This window comes from Pseudomonas graminis, assembly GCF_013201545.1.
Lineage (GTDB): Bacteria > Pseudomonadota > Gammaproteobacteria > Pseudomonadales > Pseudomonadaceae > Aquipseudomonas.
This window is the reverse complement of sequence record NZ_CP053746.1, coordinates 100,942-119,045: the sequence shown is the minus strand read 5'-3', so window position 1 is coordinate 119,045 and position 18,104 is coordinate 100,942. Positions and strand designations below refer to the sequence as shown.

General features: G+C 63.4%; 15 protein-coding genes. 4 read left to right on the top strand and 11 right to left on the bottom strand.

Going from position 1 to position 18,104, the window contains the following annotated elements; all coding sequences use genetic code 11:
• Positions 1 to 140 precede the first annotated feature (140 nt).
• A complete protein-coding gene (locus FX982_RS00595; RefSeq protein WP_172609247.1) occupies positions 141 to 923 on the top strand; it encodes a DeoR/GlpR family DNA-binding transcription regulator in 783 nt (260 codons plus the stop codon).
• Here the strand turns inward: FX982_RS00595 and FX982_RS00590 are convergent.
• The 4 genes from FX982_RS00590 to FX982_RS00575 all read right to left on the bottom strand — a co-directional run bounded on the left by FX982_RS00590 (position 901) and on the right by FX982_RS00575 (position 7,154).
• On the bottom strand, positions 901 to 2,412 hold the full coding sequence (locus tag FX982_RS00590; protein WP_172609246.1) for a sensor domain-containing diguanylate cyclase: 1,512 nt from the start codon (positions 2,410 to 2,412) through the stop codon (positions 901 to 903). The two genes, FX982_RS00595 and FX982_RS00590, sit on opposite strands and share 23 nt — an antisense overlap.
• Before the next feature lie 449 nt (positions 2,413 to 2,861).
• On the bottom strand, positions 2,862 to 4,187 hold the full coding sequence (locus tag FX982_RS00585) for an MFS transporter (protein WP_172609245.1): 1,326 nt from the start codon (positions 4,185 to 4,187) through the stop codon (positions 2,862 to 2,864).
• Positions 4,188 to 4,417: 230 nt separating this feature from the next.
• Positions 4,418 to 5,971 (bottom strand): UxaA family hydrolase, encoded by a 1,554-nt coding sequence (locus FX982_RS00580; protein WP_172609244.1) that lies wholly within the window; start codon positions 5,969 to 5,971, stop codon positions 4,418 to 4,420.
• 217 nt (positions 5,972 to 6,188) lie between these two features.
• On the bottom strand, positions 6,189 to 7,154 hold the full coding sequence (locus tag FX982_RS00575) for a LysR family transcriptional regulator (RefSeq protein WP_172609243.1): 966 nt from the start codon (positions 7,152 to 7,154) through the stop codon (positions 6,189 to 6,191).
• A 212-nt stretch (positions 7,155 to 7,366) separates the two neighbouring features.
• Between FX982_RS00575 and FX982_RS00570 the strand changes: the two genes are divergently transcribed.
• The 3 genes from FX982_RS00570 (at position 7,367) to FX982_RS00560 (ending at position 9,897) form a co-directional block, all read left to right on the top strand.
• The gene (locus FX982_RS00570) at positions 7,367 to 8,680 is read left to right on the top strand and encodes an L-fuconate dehydratase (protein WP_172609242.1); all 1,314 of its coding nucleotides are present in this window, start codon (positions 7,367 to 7,369) and stop codon (positions 8,678 to 8,680) included.
• 450 nt (positions 8,681 to 9,130) lie between these two features.
• Complete coding sequence (locus FX982_RS00565; protein ID WP_172609241.1) at positions 9,131 to 9,559, top strand: YidH family protein; 429 nt, start codon at positions 9,131 to 9,133, stop codon at positions 9,557 to 9,559.
• An 8-nt stretch (positions 9,560 to 9,567) separates the two neighbouring features.
• Positions 9,568 to 9,897: a DUF202 domain-containing protein gene (locus FX982_RS00560; protein ID WP_172609240.1), complete on the top strand. Its 330-nt coding sequence runs from the start codon at positions 9,568 to 9,570 to the stop codon at positions 9,895 to 9,897.
• Positions 9,898 to 10,092: 195 nt separating this feature from the next.
• On the opposite strand, the gene FX982_RS00555 is transcribed toward FX982_RS00560, so the two are convergent.
• The 7 genes from FX982_RS00555 to FX982_RS00525 all read right to left on the bottom strand — a co-directional run bounded on the left by FX982_RS00555 (position 10,093) and on the right by FX982_RS00525 (position 18,018).
• Positions 10,093 to 11,688, bottom strand: coding sequence for a gamma-glutamyltransferase family protein (locus tag FX982_RS00555; RefSeq protein ID WP_172609239.1), 1,596 nt, complete (start codon positions 11,686 to 11,688; stop codon positions 10,093 to 10,095).
• 69 nt (positions 11,689 to 11,757) lie between these two features.
• The gene (locus FX982_RS00550; protein WP_254074866.1) at positions 11,758 to 12,666 is read right to left on the bottom strand and encodes an ABC transporter permease; all 909 of its coding nucleotides are present in this window, start codon (positions 12,664 to 12,666) and stop codon (positions 11,758 to 11,760) included.
• Positions 12,666 to 13,610 (bottom strand): ABC transporter permease, encoded by a 945-nt coding sequence (locus tag FX982_RS00545; protein WP_172609238.1) that lies wholly within the window; start codon positions 13,608 to 13,610, stop codon positions 12,666 to 12,668. The genes FX982_RS00550 and FX982_RS00545 overlap by 1 nt, the downstream gene beginning before the upstream one ends.
• Positions 13,611 to 13,653: 43 nt before the next feature.
• On the bottom strand, positions 13,654 to 15,153 hold the full coding sequence (locus FX982_RS00540; RefSeq protein ID WP_172609237.1) for an ABC transporter substrate-binding protein: 1,500 nt from the start codon (positions 15,151 to 15,153) through the stop codon (positions 13,654 to 13,656).
• Positions 15,150 to 16,283 (bottom strand): ABC transporter ATP-binding protein, encoded by a 1,134-nt coding sequence (locus FX982_RS00535; RefSeq protein ID WP_172609236.1) that lies wholly within the window; start codon positions 16,281 to 16,283, stop codon positions 15,150 to 15,152. Before FX982_RS00535 ends, FX982_RS00540 begins: the two co-directional genes overlap by 4 nt.
• Positions 16,280 to 17,284 carry an ABC transporter ATP-binding protein gene (locus FX982_RS00530; protein WP_172609235.1) on the bottom strand — a complete coding sequence of 335 codons (1,005 nt, stop codon included), beginning with the start codon at positions 17,282 to 17,284 and terminating at the stop codon, positions 16,280 to 16,282. The genes FX982_RS00535 and FX982_RS00530 overlap by 4 nt, the downstream gene beginning before the upstream one ends.
• Complete coding sequence (locus FX982_RS00525) at positions 17,281 to 18,018, bottom strand: FadR/GntR family transcriptional regulator (protein WP_122535620.1); 738 nt, start codon at positions 18,016 to 18,018, stop codon at positions 17,281 to 17,283. Before FX982_RS00525 ends, FX982_RS00530 begins: the two co-directional genes overlap by 4 nt.
• Between the last annotated feature and the right edge of the window lie 86 nt (positions 18,019 to 18,104).

The window sequence follows — 18,104 nt, the reverse complement described above, 5'->3', positions numbered from 1 at the left end:
CTCACGAAGACGGTGGTCTGGCCGCAGTGGATCCACTGCCCAGCCCGGTCTTCTCAAATCGCCGCCACATTGACTTTGCCAATTGCGTCGCCCCATGATCCTGCTCGTTCCTGATCGATTCAGCCCTTTATCGAGGCCTCATGTCTGCCAACCCAGAAGCATTCCCCGGCGAGCGTCAGCGTCTGATCACCGAGCGTCTGGCCGTGCAGGGTCGGGTGATCGCCGCAGAGCTGGCGACCGAATTCAATGTGTCCGAGCATTCCATTCGTCGCGATCTGGGCGTTCTGGCGTCCGCCGGCCTGTGCAAACGCGTGTACGGTGGGGCGATTTCGCTGGCGTCGGACGGCCCGCTGGCGGCGCGTGTCGAGCACGAGCCGGGGCGCAAGCGGCAGTTGGGCGTCGCGGCGGCGGGATTGATCAGCGCCGGGCAACACGTGTTTATCGACGGCGGCTCGACCAACCTTGCGATCGCCAAAGCCCTTGATCCGCACATGGCGCTGACCGTCACCACCAATGCGCCGCTGATCGCCGTCGAGCTGATGAAGCTGCCGGCAGTGGAAGTGATTCTGCTGGGCGGGCGCTTGAGTCCCGTCGCGGGCAGCACCTACGGCTTCACCACGATTCAGCAACTCGCCCACTTCAATTTCGATCTGTGCTTTCTCGGCGCCTGTGCCCTGGATGCGCTGAAAGGCGTGACCGCGTTCGACATGGACGTCGCCGAGTTCAAGCGCGCCGTGGTGGCGCGCAGCGGTCAGGTGGCGGTGGCCGTGATCAACGAGAAGCTTTCCAGCATCGCGCACTATCAGGTCGCGCAGTGCGAGGAAGTCGGCGCGCTGGTGGTCGAACACGACGCGCCCGCCGACCGGCTGGAGCTGTTTCGCGGCAAGGTCGCGCAGATCGTCACGGCGCAGGCAGCGCACTGAGCAGCGTCGACTCCTGCCAGGCGACGGTACGATTGCGGCCCTGGTGCTTGGCGGCATACAGCGCCGCGTCCGCGCGTTTGACGAAGTCTTCCATGCTCTGGCATTCCTGCGCCCGACAACCGTAAACCCCGAGGCTGATGCTGACGATGCCGATCGGATTGCCCTGATGTTCCAGGGCTCGCGTGAGCACAGCCAACCGAATCTTCTCCGCCAGACTCACGGCGCCCTGCATATCGCTGTAGGGCAGGAACACGGCCATTTCTTCCCCGCCGTAGCGCACCGCGAGGTCGCCAGTGCGGTTGAGGTTGCTGCGAATGCACTCGGCCACGGCGACAATGCATTTGTCGCCGGCGACGTGGCCATAGTTGTCGTTGTAGCTCTTGAAAAAATCGATGTCGATCATGATCAGGCTCAGCGGATGCAGGTTCGGTTCACCGTTGCGAAACTCCAGACTGAGAATCTCCTGAAAGTGTCGTCGATTGGCCAGGCCGGTCAGGCTGTCCTGTAGCGCAAGCTTTTCCAGCGAGTGGCTGGCAATGCGCAGTTGTGATTCGGCATTGAGCCCGAAGCGGATCTGCTGGAACAGCAAGACGCCAAACAGCAGGTTGGCGACCACCACGCAGATGATGATCGCCAGCGAGCGCCACGCATATTGCCGCCACTCGTCGAGCACTTCGCGCTGGGACAGACCGGCGAGCACCACCATCGGATAGCCGTCCAGCTTCTTGTAGCCGTACAGGCGTTGTTCGTGGTCGAGCATCGACACGACGTTCGCCGTGCCTTCGTAGTGTTCCCTGACATAAAGCCGGAATAATTCGCCGTCGCCGATAGAGGTGCCGCGCACGTTTTGAATGAGCGGACGTCGTGCCAGCACGGTCCCGTCGGCCATGGCCAGGGTGATGACGCCGTGCTTGCCGATGTCGAAGCGCTCAAAGAACTGTTCGAAGTAGTTCAGTTCAACGGTGGCCAGCACCACACCGGCGAAGTTGCCCATCTCATCGTCCACCCTTCGCGACACAGGGATGATCCAGTCGCCGGTGGTGCGGCTCTGGATGGCGGGGCCGATGTGGGGAAGGCTGCTGGCGATGGACCGGTGAAACCGAAAATACTCACGATCGGCATTGTTGGCGTTGGCCGGCATGTGGTTGAGGGAGGTTGCCGCCCAGTTGCCATCCTTGTCATAGATGAACAGACCCTGGATTTGCTGGACGCTGGCGGCGGTGGCGCGCAGATAATCGTGCATGCGCGAACCACTGGCTGCGCCGAAGCCGTCGAAGGAAAGCCGTTCGACCACCGATGACACGGCGATGTGCGCCTGATCGAATGCGTCATCAACGTGTTGCGCCATGGAGCGAGAAAGGTTGGCGACGGTGGTATTGGCGATTTCCAGCTCGTGAATGCGCGTCTGGCGCAGCTGCCAGACGGTGATGCTGGTGATGGAGATGCACACCAGCAAGGTAAACAGTCCCGCCAGCCACAACACCGGCATGCGTTTGAGTCTTCGGTTTCTGACGCCGAACTCCGATCCTTCTCCCTGTCTCAAACCTCACCCTCGCTGACTGCCACGATTTCAGACCCGCCACTGTGACGAACAATCCACTCGTTCGGACACGCAGCATCGCAACAGCGACCCGTCTGACTCACAGCGTAGGACAAGTGCGGGATTTTGAAGGGAAATTTTATGGCGTATAAATCATCTGCGGGAGATGTGCTGCGGTGTGGGCGTGACGTGGTTATGGGCCGCGTGCGAGTTTGGCTGATGTCGACATGTGGGAGCGAGCTTGCTCGCGAAGGGGCCAGTACATCCGCTAAATGTTCAGCGGGTGGAATGCCGCCTTCGCGAGCAAGCTCGCTCCCACAGGTGTTGCGTTCGGCGGGTTACTGCAGCATTCCTGGGACCGAGTGCGAGGTCCCAGGAATCCGCTGAAGGGGCACCCATCAAACCCGACGCCCTTGCACCTCATCCAGATTCGCCTGCCAGTCCTTCTGCGCCGTGGTGGTGTGTTCGGGTATCGGCGCCTTGAGCAGCACGAAGTAGGCGAACGCCGAGAGCAACGCGACGATGGCGCTGACCGCAAAGGCCGTGGCGAAGGTGCCGGAATATTGCACGCTGAACCCGGTGACGATCGGCGCAATGGAGCCTGCAATGTAGCCGCCGAAATTCTGGATCGAACCCAGTGACGCCACGCGTTTGGTGTCGACCACGGTATTGACCACCATCCACGCCGTGGCGCTGGACAGGTTGATGCCGAACAACGCCAGGCAGAGCAGGGCGACGCAGCCGCTCAGGCCGGTGACGAACGTCAGTGGCAGGGTGAACACCGCAGCGAATACCAGCCCGCCGATCACTGTGTATTTGCGGCTGTTAAGCACGCCGACGCCGCGCTTGACCAGCCGATCGCAAATCCGTCCGGCGGCGATGGTGCCAATCGCGCCGAACACATAAGCAAATGACACCACCCAGGCGGTTTGGTAGGGGTCCAGGCCGTGTTCGCGCTGGAAGTAGCCGGGCAGCCAGGTCAGGTGCAGCCAGAGCATATAGATCACGCCCATGAAACCGAGGAAGGTGCCCCAGGTGCTGCGGTGCTTGAACAGGTCCAGCCAGCCGGCGAAGAACGATGCCTTCGGCGCGGCGTCGGCTTGAACCACCTGAACGGTGGGTTCACGACCCTCGGCCGCCAGTTCCTTCAGGTATTGCGCGCGGCTTTTGTAAAACATCAGCCAGCACAGCGACAGCACGATGCCGAGCACGCCGGTGATGATGAACATCCCGCGCCAGCTGAAGTTGACCATGAACAGCGTCAACAACGGCGGCGCCAGGCACGGCCCGATGCAGGTCGCCGACCAGACGATCCCCGTCGGCGTGCCGCGTTCGTGCTCCTCGAACCACTCGTTAAGGGTCTTGGCGGCCGATGGAAACATCGGTGCCTCGCCAATCCCCAGCAACACGCGCAGGGCGAAGAAGCCGCTGAAGCTGTTGACGAAGCCAGACGCCGTCTGCGCGATGGACCACACCATCAGCGCGCCGCCCAACGCGATCTTGCTGCCCAGCTTGTCGATGATCATGCCCATCGGCAACTGCGCGAAGGCATAGGCCAGCGAGAACGCCGACAACAGAATGCCCATCTCCGAAGGACTGATCAGCATGTCCTTCTGGATCGTCGTGTTGGCGATGGACAGCGCGCTGCGGTCCAGATAATTGACGATCCCGAACAGCATCAGAAAAACGATGGTGATCGTCTGGTAGGTCTTGAGGGATTTCATTGCGCACCTTTTTTATTGTTGTGGGGCTTAACGGCTTCGTTCGTGTAGGACCGGCTTCAGCCGGGAAGAGGCCGGTTTGGGCACCATCCATGTTGCGGTGTAACGCTGGAAAAGCTTCCCGGCTAAAGCCGGTCCCACTGAAAGCAAGACAGTTCCCGGCTAAAGCCGGTCCCACTGAAAGCCAGACAGCTTCCCGGCTGAAGCCGGTCCTACCAAGGCAGCCTGTCCTGTCAGGTCACCGCACCGATGTGCCAAGGCACAAACTCGTTTTGCCCATAACCATGCTGCTCGCTTTTGCTGCGGGCGCCGGAGGCGATGTCGAGCATCATCTGGAACACGTACGCGCCGCGTTCTTCAATCGTCGTCGTGCCGTCGGCGATGCCGCCGCAATTGACGTCCATGTCCTCCTGTTGAAATTCGAACACGCGGTTATTCGTGGCGAGCTTGATCGACGGCGTTGGTGCGCAGCCGTACGCAGAACCCCGCCCGGTGGTGAACGCGATCAAATTGGCACCTCCCGCCACTTGCCCCGTGGCAGAGACCGGGTCATAGCCGGGGGTGTCCATGAACACCAGGCCCTGGGCGCGGACGGCTTCGGCGTATTCATACACGCCCATCAGGTTGGTCGAGCCGGCCTTGGCCACGGCGCCCAGGGATTTCTCCAGAATGGTCGTCAGCCCGCCGGCCTTGTTGCCGGCGGACGGGTTGTTGTTCAGTTCGGCGTTCATACGCTGGCAGTAGTCTTCCCACCAATGAATGCGCTGAACGAGTTTTTCGCCGATGGCCTGACTGGCCGCGCGCCGCGTCAGCAAATGCTCGGCACCATAGATTTCCGGGGTTTCCGACAGAATCGCCGTACCGCCCGCCGCCACCAGCCGGTCCACCGCATTGCCCAGTTCCGGGTTGGCGGTGATGCCGGAGTAGCCGTCGGAGCCGCCGCATTGCAGGCCGACGATCAAGTGCCGTGCGCTGACGCTTTCCCGGGTGACCTGATTGGCCTGGGGCAGCAGTGATTGCACCTGCGCGATGCCGCTGGCGATGGTCTTCGACGTACCGCCGGTGCCCTGAATGGTGAAGGCGCGCAGTTGGTCGCTGGCTTTCAGACCCTGGCTGTCGAGCATGTCCTGAATCTGGTTGGTCTCGCAGCCCAGACCCACCACCAGCACCGCCGCAAAGTTCGGGTGCACGGCGTAGCCCGCGAGTGTGCGACGCAGCAGGTCGATGGCCTCGCCTTTGGAGTCAATGGCGCAGCCGGAACCGTGGGTCAGCGCGACCACGCCGTCGATGTTGGGGTAGTCCGCAAGGGCTTCGGGGAAAATGTCGCGACGGAAGCGGTCGGCGATGGCCCGGGCCACGGTAGCCGAGCAGTTCACCGAGGTCAGAATGCCAATGTAGTTGCGCGTCGCCACACGGCCGTCGGCGCGCACGATGCCCTGAAAGAACGCCTCGGTTTTCGGCGTCTCGTGGGCGTCGACGCCAAAGGCGTAGTCACGGGAGAAGTCGCCCATCTCGACGTTGTGCACATGCACGTGCTGCCCGGCCTCGATGGGCTGTGAAGCGAAGCCGATGATCTGGCCGTAACGCCGCAGCGGCTGACCTTGCTCGATCCGCACCGCCGCGACCTTGTGCCCGGACGGAACCGGCTGGGAGACCGTGACGTTTTCTTCGTCCAGGTACGTGCCTTCACTCAGCGCCTGGCGAGCGATCAGCACGTTATCGAGGGGGTTCAGGCGGATGAACAGCGCGCTGCTATCGAACGCGGGCGTTTTGGCGATGAGTTCCATGCGGCCTCTCATGACGGTTGCGGCCTGGGTCAGCAGTACCAGACGCAACTTCCCTCAGGAAGCGGCACCGCGGCTGGCCGGTTATTGTTATGTACGACGTATCAAGCAGCCGCTTCAGAGCGCGGACGTTGTCGGCCGATTTTCAGCCACTCTATGAAGCCGGTACGTAATTTCCCAATGAAAGGTTTCGATTGAGCGATAACGCAGGGTTATCGATTCATGGGCCGTCTGCACCGTTAGAAATGGAGCTTAGACAAGTGAGCAGTGCCTTCACCGCCGCCGACATCGGCCTGGCTTTCGACGTCATCAGCCCGAGATTGGCCATGCTCAACGGCAACTCAACCGGCAGAATGGCGATCATGCCGTAACGCGCGTAGTGCTCGGCAACGTCATTGGGCACCACGGCAATCATGTCCGAGGATTCGAGCATCGAGCTGGTCGCCAGAATCGAGCGGGTTTCGATGATGTCCAGCGGCTTAATCAGTTGCGCTGCCTGCAGTGCGTTTTCGACCTGGCGCCGCATCGGGCTGCCGATAGGGTGGAGGATCCAGGTCATCGGCGCCAGCGCCGCCAGCGTCAGTCCGTTGTGGCTCGCCAGCGGGTGCTGCGGCCGGGCGATGATGCGCATGCGCTCGCCCTGTTCGAACCGCTGAATGTCGAGGCTCTGGCCGTCGAGTTGATCGGGCAGGCGGCCCAGCACCACGTCCAAGTCGCCGCGAATCAGTGCCGGTATCAATTCATCGCTGGTGCCGACTTCCAGGGCGATGCGCACCTTCGGGTGCGCGGCCTTGAACGCCAGCACACCACGGGTCAGCAGTGTCGGCACCGGGCCCATCACTGTGCCGATGCGCACCATCCCTGTAGCCCCCCGTGCCAGCTCGGCCAACTGCGCTTCGGCGTATTCGAACTCATGGAGCGCACCCCGGGCGTAACGAATCATCACCTCGCCGAACAGCGTCGGTCGCATGCCGCGCGGCAAACGCTCGAACAATTGCACGCCGAGACGATCCTCCAGCTGTTGCAGCAACAAACTGGCGGCGGGCTGGGTGGTGTGAATGGCGGTGGCGGCCTTGCGCAGAGTGCCCAATTCGCCCAAGGCGTTAAGCAAGGCGATCTGCCGGCTGGAGATCTTCGGTGTCGGGAAGGTGCCAGGCAAATCGGAGGGGGGTGATGTGTCTGACATATCGGATTTGATATCGATGGTTAGGATTTGGCGATTATGCCTGTATCGCCGTTCGGCCTACAGTCGGCTATGAGTGTAGGAGTGAGCTTGCTCGCGATTGCGATTGATCAGCGACTGAAGTGTTGACTGGCACGCTGCAATCGCAAGCGAGGTGGAACGCCACCCCGGTCACTCCTACAGGTATGCATTGCCACCCATAACAAGAGCCCATCATGCAGATCACCTCGATTTCTGTCCGCGACATCCGCTTCCCCACGTCCCTGTCCCTTGACGGGTCCGACGCGATGAACAGCGCGCCGGACTATTCCGCTGCCTATGTTGTGCTGCACACCGATTCGCCTGACGGGCTTGAAGGTCACGGCCTGACGTTCACCATCGGCCGGGGCAACGAGATTTGCGCCGCCGCGATCCACTCCCTGGCGCCCTGCGTGGTGGGACTGAGCCTGGAATCGATCACTGCGGACATGGGCGCGTTCTGGCACAACATCACTGCGGGCGACAGCCAGTTGCGCTGGCTGGGGCCGGAAAAAGGCGTGATCCATCTGGCCACCGCCGCGCTGGTCAATGCGGTCTGGGATTTGTGGGCCAAGGTCGAGGGCAAGCCGGTCTGGAAGTTGCTGGCCGACATGACCCCCGAGCAGTTGGTCAAGTGCCTGGACTTCAGCTACGTCACCGACGCCATCACCCCCGAAGAAGCCATCGCCTTGCTCCGTCGCCAAGTGCCGGGCAAGGCGAAGCGCGAGGCGCAGATGCGGGAGGAGGGCTATCCGGGCTACACCACCGCGCCGGGCTGGCTGGGTTATTCGGAAGAGAAAATGCGCCGACTGGCCCGCGAAGCCGTGGCCGAAGGCTGGACCCACATCAAGCAGAAGATTGGCTCGGACATCGAAGAAGACATGCGCCGCGCCGCGATTCTGCGGGATGAACTGGGCTGGGAACGCACGCTGATGATGGACGCCAATCAGGTCTGGAGCGTCGAGCAATCGATCAGCAACATGCGCCGACTGGCGGCGTTCGAGCCTTGGTGGATCGAAGAGCCGACCCACCCCGATGACATCCTTGGCCACGCGACGATCCGTCAGCGAATCGCGCCGATTGGCGTGGCCACCGGCGAGCATTGCCACAACCGGGTGATGTTCAAGCAGATGTTCCAGGCCGGCGCGCTGGATTTCTGCCAGCTCGACGCGGCACGGCTGGGCGGGCTGAACGAGGTGCTGATCGTGCTGCTGATGGCCGCGAAGTTCGACATCCCGGTATGCCCCCACGGTGGCGGGGTCGGGTTGTGCGAATACGTGCAGAACATTTCGCTGTTCGATTACATCGCCGTGTCCGGCTCTCTGGACAAACGCGTGCTGGAATACGTCGATCACCTGCACGAGCACTTCCTTGATCCGGTGGTCATCCGCCGCGGCCGCTACATGCCACCGCAGCGGCCGGGGTACAGCATCGAAATGCACCCCGAGACGCTGGAGCGGTATCAGTATCCAGACGGCGCGGTGTGGCTGGAACTGGCTGCCAACAGATGATTTAAATGTTGGTCACTCCGTCTCACGGATGCTGCACGGTGGCGCAGCAAACATAGACCCTGTGGGAGTGAGCTTGCTCACGAAAGCGGCACTCCAGGCCCAGAAAATGCAGCGGATGTACTGGCCTCTTCGTGAGCAAGCTCACTCCCACAAGTCCTCCGAACTGGCCGAAATATCGAGGCAGCTCACCATCCTGTGGGAGTGAGCTTGCTCACGAAAGCGGCATTCCAGTCACAGAAGATGCAGGGGCTATACCGGCCTCTTCGTGAGCAAGGTGGAACGCCACCCCGTTCACTCCCACACGCTCGTCATCGCCACGAATATCGGCGACATGGCCCTATTTGAGAAACCCCGCGCTGCGGCAACAGACAACCCCATGTCGCTGTGGACACGGGCCTTTCCCGGGCATGACCGGTATGATCCGTCGCATCTACCCGACCACGGTGCGACATGAATTCCCCCGAGCCCGGCCACGTCACCCCTCCCGCCAGTGCCCCCGTCACGCCACCCGAGCGTGACCGGCTCTCGGCTTCATTGCTCGGCGGCGGGTGCGAGCCTGACCCGCGTTTCACCCTCGCCAACGAACGCACCTTTCTCGCCTGGATCCGCACGGCGCTGGCGTTCCTGGCCGGTGGCATCGCGGTCGAAGCCTTTACCAGCGACGTGTTCAGCCCCGGCCTGCGTCGGGTGGTGGCCCTGTCGTTGCTGGTGCTGGCCTTGTTGGTGAGCGCCAGTGCCTGCGTGCGCTGGCTCAAGGTCGAGCGGGCGATGCGTCAACGCAAGCCGCTGCCGTTGCCGGTGCTGGTGCCGATTCTGTCGCTGGGCGGCGGGTTGGTGGCGGCGGGGCTGATCGTCTTTCTGATTTACGGCGCGTCGTGAATCGGCGCATGCCTGCCGTGCCGTTGCGCCACGACGATCCCGGTCTGCAACCCGAACGCACGCTGCTGGCCTGGCGCCGGACGCTGCTGACGTTGATCGGCGTGTGCATCTTGTTTCTGCGCTGGATTCCGCCGTTTGGGTGGATGGCGCTGCTGCCCGTCATTCTTTCGTTGATGGCGGGCCTCCTGATCCAGATCGGCCTCAACGCCCGCTACCGCAAAAGCGCCCGGGGAATGGCCCAAGAGCGCATACCGCCGCCACTGCGTGAAGTGGCGGTACTGGGTTGCACGGTGATGGTGTTGAGTCTGGTGGGGATTGTTGCAGTTGTTTCTGGTTGAAGATCCGGCATTGCGTTAGCCGCAATCTAGTGGCCAGCAGGACCTACCTCTTCCCGGCTAAAGCCGGTCCTACGACTAGCGCGCATTTCGTAGGACCGGCTTTAGCCGGGAAGGCGGTTTAAATGGCACGCCGCGCGTTTTAGTGGGACCGGCTTCAGCCGGGAAGGGGCTTCCACCGAATCCTGGCCGGGTGACTCAATACGCCGCCACCAACCCATCCTTCCTCGGATCGGTCCCGCCCACATACCCATGGGCCGTGCGCTGGATAATCTGCGCGCCGCCGAAGGCAAACACGCCGCTGGGGTCTTCCACTTCCACGTCATGACCCTTGGCGCGCAGCGCTTCGATCACCTGGGGATCAAATGACCGCTCCACCGCGACCTTAAGGCCCGACTCGATACGCCAGCGCGGCGCGTCGGCGGCAGCCTGGGGATTCTGCTTGTAGCGCAAAATGCGCAGCATCATCTGCAAATGCCCTTGTGCCTGCATCGGCCCGCCCATCAGGCCGAAGGACATCAGCGGCGTGCCGTCGGCATTCATCACAAAGCCCGGAATGATGGTGTGAAAGGGCCGCTTTCCCGGTGCCACGGTGTTGACGTGATCCGGGTCCAGGGTAAAACCCGCGCCACGATTCTGCAGGCTGATGCCCGTGCCCGGCACCACCACACCGGAACCAAAACCCATGTAGTTCGACTGAATGAACGAGACCATCATGCCGCTCTCGTCCGCCGCCGACAGGTACACCGTACCGCCGGCCTTGGGCGCGCCATGCAGCGGGTCTTGTGCCTGTTCACCGACCAGCGCCGCGCGGTCGCGCAAGTACGCCGGGTCGAGCATGTGTTCAGCGGCCACGCGCATGTGGTCGTTGTCGGTGACGTGCTGATTGAGGTCGGCCAGCGCCAGCTTCATCGCTTCCAGCACCGGGTGCACGGTCTCGACGCTGTTCACCGGCTGCTCGCCTACGCCAAGCGCTTCTAAGATGCCCAGACCCGCCAGCGTGGCGATGCCCTGACCATTCGGCGGCAGCTCGTGGACCACGGCGCCGGCGTACGGCACCGACAAGGTATCGATCCAGTCCACTTGGTGGTTCGCCAGATCCTCGAGGCTCATGACGCTGCCATTGGCGTTGGCGTGGCTGATCATCGCCTGAGCCAGTTCGCCGCGATAGAACGCCTCGCCTTTGGTGTCAGCAATCAGCTCCAGCGTTTTCGCGTGATCCTTCAGCATGACCTTCTCCCCGGCCTTCGGCGCTTTGCCGCTTTGGAGGAAGCACTCGGCAAACCCCGGCTGATCCTTCAACAGCCCGGCGCCGCGCCGCCACAGTTCGGCAATGATCGGCGTGACTTGGTAGCCGTTGCGCGCATAGCCGATGGCGGGTGCGGCGAGGGTGGCGAAGGGCAGCTTGCCGTAGCGCTCGGACAACGCGACCCAGGCCGACACCGCGCCCGGCACCGTCACCGAGGCCCAGCCGCGCTGAGGCATTTCCTGCTGACCGGCGAAATGCTCCGCTGTCCAGGCTTGCGGCGAGCGGCCCGAGGCGTTGAGGCCCTGCAACGTCTTGCCGTCCCAGACGATGGCGAACGCGTCGCTGCCGATGCCGCAACCGGTGGGCTCGACCACGGTCAGCACCATGGCGGCGGCGATGGCGGCGTCAACGGCGTTGCCGCCCTGACGCAGCATGTCCAGCCCGGCCTGTGCGGCCAGGGGTTGCGAGCAGGCGACCATGTTGTTGCCCATCACCGGCGAGCGGGCGGACGCGTAAGGTTGGCTGTAATCCAGATCATCGAACATGCAGTCGTTCTCTTCTTGGCAGTTGATCGGTTATAGAGGCGCGGCTTCGGCGTGTAAGGGGGAGCGCCGTCAGCTTTTCGGGTCAAGGGCATCACGCAGCCCGTCGCCCAGCAGGTTGAAACACAGCACCGTGATGTAGATCGCCACGCCCGGGGCGATGGACATCCATGGCGCCTGTTCCATGAAGTTCTTCGCGGTGTTGAGCATCGAGCCCCAAGACGGTGAGGGCGGTTGTTGACCCAGGCCGAGGAAAGACAGGCTCGCTTCCGCCAGAATGGCCGACGCGATGGTCAGCGTCGCTTGCACCACCAGCGGCGAGAGCACGTTCGGCAGCACGTAGCGCAGGATGATCCAGCGGTCCGGCAGGCCGATGGCGCGGGCGCCTTCCAGATAATCTTCGTGACGGATCGCCAGTACCTGACCGCGGGTCAGGCGCGAGAAAATCGGCATCGCCGACAGCCCGATGGCAATCATCGCGTTGCTCAGGCTCGGGCCCAGAAACGCGCCCAGGGCAATCGCCAGCACCAAAAACGGACACGACAGCAGCGCTTCCATGACGCGCGAAATCACCGCGTCGAGCCTGCCGCCGAAGTAACCGGCCAACAGGCCCAGCGGCACGCCGATGACCATGGCAATCGCCACCGAAACCCCACCGGCCAGCAACGAACTGCGCGCCCCCCAGAGCAGGCGGGAGAACAGGTCGCGGCCGAGTTCATCGGTGCCCAGCCAGTAGATCAGCGACGGCGCCTTGCGCACGGCGAGGAAGTTGGCCTTCAGCGGATCATGGGGCGCAATCCACGGCGCCAGCAGCGCGGCGAGAATGAAGATGATCAGCACCACCGCGCCGACCACCGCGCCTTTGTTGGCGAGGAATTTCTTCACGAACGGCGAACGGGTGCGCGGCCGCAATGGTTCTCTCAACGGCGCCTGGGACGGCGCGTTCAGCGGCGCCGAGGGATGGGTCGCAATCGAAGTCATCAGGCAGTCCTCAGACGCGGATTGATCAGGCGATAGAGCACGTCCGCCAGCAGATTCAGCAGCAGGAAGCCGATGGCGACGCACAGCACCACGCCTTGCACCACGGCGTAGTCGCGGTTGAACACAGCATCGACAATCATCTTGCCGAAGCCGGGAATGCTGAACACCTGCTCGGTCAGCACGGCGCCGCCGAGCAACTCACCGAACAGCAGCGTGGTCAGCGTGACGATGGGCATCAGTGCGTTGCGCAGGGCGTGCTTCAAGATCACCGTGCGCGGGAACAGACCTTTGGCCCGCGCGGTTCGCACGTAGTCGGCGCGCAACACTTCGAGCATCGCGCTGCGGGTGTGGCGCATCAGCACCCCCGACAGCCCCGCGCCCAGCACGAACGCTGGCAGGATCAGGGTTTTCAGGTTCTGCCCGACGTCTTCACCCAGCGGCACGAAGCCCGAGGCCGGCAGCCATTGCAGCTTCACGGCGAAGATCATGATCAACAGAATCCCCAGCCAGAAGTGCGGAATCGAGATCCCCGACAGGGCGAACACGTTGGCCGCGTAGTCCACCGACGTGCCCTTGCGCACCCCCGAGATCACCCCGGTGGGAATGCCGATCACCAACGCGATGATCAACGCCAGCACCGCCAGCTCGATGGTCACCGGCAGCTTCGACGCCAGCAGCACGGTCACCGGTTGCTCGGTGCGCAACGAGGTGCCGAAGTCGCCCTGCAGGACATTGCCGACCCAGTGCACGTATTGCAGCGGCAGCGGGTCATTGAGCCGGTATTTCTCGCGCAGGTATTCCATCACCGCCGGGTCGCGCTCTTCACCCGCCATGGCCTGGACCGGATCGCCCGGCAGCAGCTTTTGCAGGGTGAAGACGAACAGCGAAACCAGGATCAGCGTCGGAATGGCGCTGAGCAGGCGTCGCAGGATGAAAGTCAGCATGACGAATCCTCGCGGCCGAAGCGGTTGTCCACGGGCGCCGCTGTCATTTGAAAGCGACGTTGTTCAGGCGAATCAGACCATCCGGGTTGGGCACGAAACCGGTGAGGTTGCTGCGCATGGCGATGATTCGCGGATCGAAGTACAGGTAGCTGGTCGGCACGTCTTCGGCGAGCAGGCGCAGGGCCTCGAAGTAGAGGGCCTGACGCTGGGCCTGGTCGTTCACGGTGCGCGCCTTGTTCAGCAGCTCGTCCAGTTTCGGGTCGCAGAAATGCCCGTCGTTCTGGCCGCCCTTGCAGGTCACGAACTGGTGGATGTCGCCATCCGGATCAGGACGGCCCGACCAGGCGCTCATGCCGATCTGGAAGTTGCCGGCCTGTTGCTCGCTGAGCAGGGTGGCGTATTCGGTGGCGATCAGATTGACCTTGAAGCCGGCCTCTTCGGCCATCGTCTGAATGATCTGGCCGACCTGTTGCGCAATGGGGTTGTTGGCGACTTTCAGCTCGACGCTGAGGGGCGTCTTGACCCCGGCTTCCGCCAGCAGTTTTTTGCTGGCTTCGACGTCGCGGGTCGGGAGCGGCAGGTCCTTGTCGTAATACGGGCTGTTTTTCGGGAACGGCTGGGCGCTCGGTGCGTACAGGCCCTCGAACACCACCTGATTGATCGCGTCACGGTCGATCGCCAGCTCGAAGGCCTTGCGCACGCGCTTGTCCTTGCCCATGGGGTTGTTGGCCTTGTCGCCGTTGTTGGTGTTGTACATCAGCTGCATGTAGCCCAGGCCCGGCGTGCTGAACACCTGCACGTGGCTGTCGGCCTTGGCGGTCTTCACGTCGGTGGGCGCGACGCGTTCGATGATGTCCAGGTCGCCGGAACGCAGGTTGGCCAGGCGCACCGAGGTGTCCGGAATCGGCAGGAAAATCACCTTATCGAAGTGGTACGCCTGCTTGTTCCAGTAGTTGTCGAAGCGCTCCAGCACGATGCGGTCCTGCTGCACCCGCTGAACGAATTTGTATGGCCCGGAACACACCGGTTTCGAGGCCACGTCGGTCGCTGAAGCCTTGGGCGCGAGCATCATCCCGGCGCGGTCGGACAGCTGCGAGATCAGCGTGGCGTCGGGCTGCTTGACCTTGATCGCTACGGTGTTCGCGTCGACCACCTCAACGCTTTCCACCGACGCCAGTTCGCTCTTGCGCAGGGAGTCGGGCAGGGTGCGGGCGCGGTCGAGGTTGAACTTCACGGCGGCGGCGTCGAACACCTCGCCGTCGTGGAAGGTCACGCCGTCGCGCAGGGTCATGGTCAGGGTCTTGCCGTCCTCGCTCCAGTTCCAGGCGGTGGCCAGTTGTGGCGCGTAGGTCAGATCAGCATTGACGTCGACCAGCTTGTCGCAGAGCGCGGTGTAGACCAGTCGCCCCGAATAGGTACGCGAGCGGTGGGGGTCGAGCATGTCAGGGTCGTCCTGAATGCCGATGCGCAGGGTGGTTTCGGCGACAGCCGCATTCGCAGCGAGCAGCAACAACGTGGTTGTTATCAGGTGGGCGAACTTCATGGCTGACTCTCCAGAGAAAGGGCTTGATGGCTTTTGAACAGATTCAGACGCTGGCTATAAGCGGCGCTGGGGGTGGGCACGATCAGCGAACCGGCACCGGCGTTGGCGATTTCGCGCCAGTAATGGCAGGCCACCTGACGCCCCGGCTCGACGGTTTCGAAGACCGGCTTCACTTCGCGGCACAGCGGCTTGGCGTGGGGGCAACGGGTGTGAAAACGGCAACCGGACGGCGGTTTGCTCGGGCTTGGCATGTCACCGCCGAGCAACGGCCGCGGGCGGCGCAGGTCCGGGTGACTGACCGGCACGGCGGCCATCAGCGCTTGCGTATAAGGATGAAAGGGCGTTTCGAACAACGCGTTGACCGGTGCCAGCTCGACGATTTCGCCGAGGTACATCACCGCCACGCGGTCGCTCATGTGGCGGATCACCGCGAGGCCGTGGGCGACGATCAGCAGGGTCAGGCCGAACTGGTGCTTGAGGTCTTCCAGCAGATTAACCACCTGCGCCTGCACCGAGACGTCCAGCGCCGACACCGGCTCGTCGCCGAGGATCAGCCGTGGTTCCGAGGCCAGTGCGCGGGCGATGCCGATGCGCTGACGCTGACCGCCGGAAAATTCGTGGGGAAAGCGGCTGCCGTGCTCCGGCGCCAGACCGACCGTACGCAACAGCTCGGCGACTTTGTCCTGACGGGCGCTGCGGCTGTCGTCACGGTGCAGCCAGATCGGTTCGCCGATGATCGATTCCACGCTCATGCGCGGGTTCAGCGAGGCGAACGGGTCCTGGAAAATGATCTGCAGATCGCGGCGCACCTGACGCAGCTTGTCGGCCGGCAGATTGCCCAGGTTGCGGCCCTCATAAATGACGTCGCCTGCGGTGGGCTTGAGCAGGTTCAGCAGCACGCGGCCCAGGGTCGATTTGCCCGACCCCGACTCACCCACCAGCGCCAGGGTTTCGCCCCGGCGCACGGCCAGGGAAACCTCGTTGACCGCCTGCACCGGCGGCTTCTTGCGCTGGAACAATCCTGCTTCGCTGTGAAAGTGTTTGCTCACCGCGATGCTTTCCAGAATCGGCTTTTCCAGCGCCGATTCAGCCACCCCGGTATTCATGATGTGTGGGCCTGACAGGCTCATGCGCTGACTCCCAGATGCTGTTCAAGTGGCACGCGAATGCAGGCGGCAAAGTGCCCGGCGGAAACTTCCAGCAACGGCGGACGGGCTTCCCGGCAGGCAGCGATGACGAACGGGCAACGGCTGGCAAAGCGGCAGCCGCCGGGCATTTCAGCCGGCGTCGGCACGCGCCCATTGATCGTTGCCAAACGCCCCTCGCGAGGGCCGACCGAGGGCATCGAACCCATCAGGCCGATGGTGTAAGGGTGCTGCGGATCATCGAATAAGGTTTTGACCGAGCCGCTTTCGACGACGCGCCCGGCGTACATCACGATGACCTCGTCGGCCACTTCCGCGACCACGCCGAGGTCGTGGGTGATGAGCATCATCGAGGTGCCGGTTTCGGCCTGGAGGCTGGCGACCAGCGAGAGAATCTGCGCCTGAATGGTCACGTCCAGGGCGGTGGTGGGTTCGTCGGCGATGATCAGCGCGGGGTCATTGGCCAGCGCCATGGCGATCATCGCGCGCTGCCGCATGCCGCCGGACAGCTCGTGTGGGTAAGCGTCGAGGCGCTGAAGGGCATCGGGCACGCGGACCTTTTCCAGCATTTCCAGCGCGCGCTGGCGGGCGGCGCTGGCCGACAGACCCTGGTGACGCATCACGCTTTCGGCGATCTGATCACCGATGGTGAACACCGGATTGAGCGAGGTCATCGGCTCCTGAAAGATCATCGCCATGCGATTGCCGCGCACGTCCAGCAGGCGCTCGTCTGACATCCCCAGCAGCGGCTCGCCCAGCAAGTTCGAGGCGCTGGCCTGGACCGTCGCGGTGTCGGGCAGCAAGCCCATCAAGGCCATGGACGTCACGCTTTTACCGCAGCCGGACTCGCCGACGATGGCCAGGGTCTTGCCCGGCTGAATGGCGAACGACACGCCGTCGACGACATTGGCTGGCGCATCCTTGAAGCGCACGGTGAGGTCGCTGACGCTCAATACCGATGGGGTGTTCGCGGGTGAAGCACTCATACGCTGGCCTCGAGGTCTTGCTGGATGACGTGATCGAGCGCCTGTTGCAGCGCACGCAGATGACCGCGCATGGCGGTGGCGGCCTTGGCCGGGTCGCGACTTTCGATGGCGCCGATGATGTCGTGGTGATCGTGGCTGTAGGTGCTCAGGCGGTCGGTGTTGCGGGCGCGTTGGCGCAGGTCGCGCCACGCCGGGTCAAGACGAATGGCGTCGAGCATTTCGAAAATATCGAGCATCAGGCGGTTGCCCGCCGCTTCGGCGATCCCGCGGTGCAGCGCGCTGTCCCACAGCTCGATGCCTTCGGCGTCGGGTTCGCTGGCGTGTTGCTGGTGGGTGGTACGTTCGGCCAGTCGGCGCAGGATCGCCATCTGTTCGCCGCTGGCGCGCAGCGCAGCCAGTGACGCGAGTGCGGGCTCCAGATAGATGCGCGCTTCCATGACCTCGCTGAAATTGGTCCGGCTCGACAGCCTGGCAAAGCTCATGGCGGCGCTCGGTGGGGTAGGGCCGACGAAAGTGCCTTTGCCCTGCCGCCGCCAGATGTGCCCCTCGGCTTCGAGCACCGCCAGCGCGCGGCGAATGGCCCGGCGACTGACGCCGAAGTCCACCGCCAGGTCGCGTTCGGTCGGCAGCGGCCGCTGGGGAAACGCCGCCTGCTGCGCGACCAGTTGGCGCAGCGCGTCGAGGGCCATCTTCGACGAAGTGTCGTGGGTTGCGTCGGTGTCGATGCTGTCCATCTGCGTCTCTCGTCACGGGTGAACCGGAGGCCAGGGGCTGCGTGAAGCGGGGCCGGGCTACAGGGGACGAGTGCAATAGCGATGCC

Excerpts from the sequence above, each read along its gene's own strand:
- FX982_RS00595 (WP_172609247.1), top strand. The coding sequence starts at position 141 with ATGTCTGCCAACCCAGAAGCATTCCCCGGCGAGCGTCAGCGTCTGATC.
- FX982_RS00590 (WP_172609246.1), bottom strand. The coding sequence starts at position 2,412 with ATGCCGGTGTTGTGGCTGGCGGGACTGTTTACCTTGCTGGTGTGCATC.
- FX982_RS00585 (WP_172609245.1), bottom strand. The coding sequence starts at position 4,187 with ATGAAATCCCTCAAGACCTACCAGACGATCACCATCGTTTTTCTGATG.
- FX982_RS00580 (WP_172609244.1), bottom strand. The coding sequence starts at position 5,971 with ATGGAACTCATCGCCAAAACGCCCGCGTTCGATAGCAGCGCGCTGTTC.
- FX982_RS00575 (WP_172609243.1), bottom strand. The coding sequence starts at position 7,154 with ATGTCAGACACATCACCCCCCTCCGATTTGCCTGGCACCTTCCCGACA.
- FX982_RS00570 (WP_172609242.1), top strand. The coding sequence starts at position 7,367 with ATGCAGATCACCTCGATTTCTGTCCGCGACATCCGCTTCCCCACGTCC.
- FX982_RS00565 (WP_172609241.1), top strand. The coding sequence starts at position 9,131 with ATGAATTCCCCCGAGCCCGGCCACGTCACCCCTCCCGCCAGTGCCCCC.
- FX982_RS00560 (WP_172609240.1), top strand. The coding sequence starts at position 9,568 with ATGCCTGCCGTGCCGTTGCGCCACGACGATCCCGGTCTGCAACCCGAA.
- FX982_RS00555 (WP_172609239.1), bottom strand. The coding sequence starts at position 11,688 with ATGTTCGATGATCTGGATTACAGCCAACCTTACGCGTCCGCCCGCTCG.
- FX982_RS00550 (WP_254074866.1), bottom strand. The coding sequence starts at position 12,666 with ATGACTTCGATTGCGACCCATCCCTCGGCGCCGCTGAACGCGCCGTCC.
- FX982_RS00545 (WP_172609238.1), bottom strand. The coding sequence starts at position 13,610 with ATGCTGACTTTCATCCTGCGACGCCTGCTCAGCGCCATTCCGACGCTG.
- FX982_RS00540 (WP_172609237.1), bottom strand. The coding sequence starts at position 15,153 with ATGAAGTTCGCCCACCTGATAACAACCACGTTGTTGCTGCTCGCTGCG.
- FX982_RS00535 (WP_172609236.1), bottom strand. The coding sequence starts at position 16,283 with ATGAGCCTGTCAGGCCCACACATCATGAATACCGGGGTGGCTGAATCG.
- FX982_RS00530 (WP_172609235.1), bottom strand. The coding sequence starts at position 17,284 with ATGAGTGCTTCACCCGCGAACACCCCATCGGTATTGAGCGTCAGCGAC.
- FX982_RS00525 (WP_122535620.1), bottom strand. The coding sequence starts at position 18,018 with ATGGACAGCATCGACACCGACGCAACCCACGACACTTCGTCGAAGATG.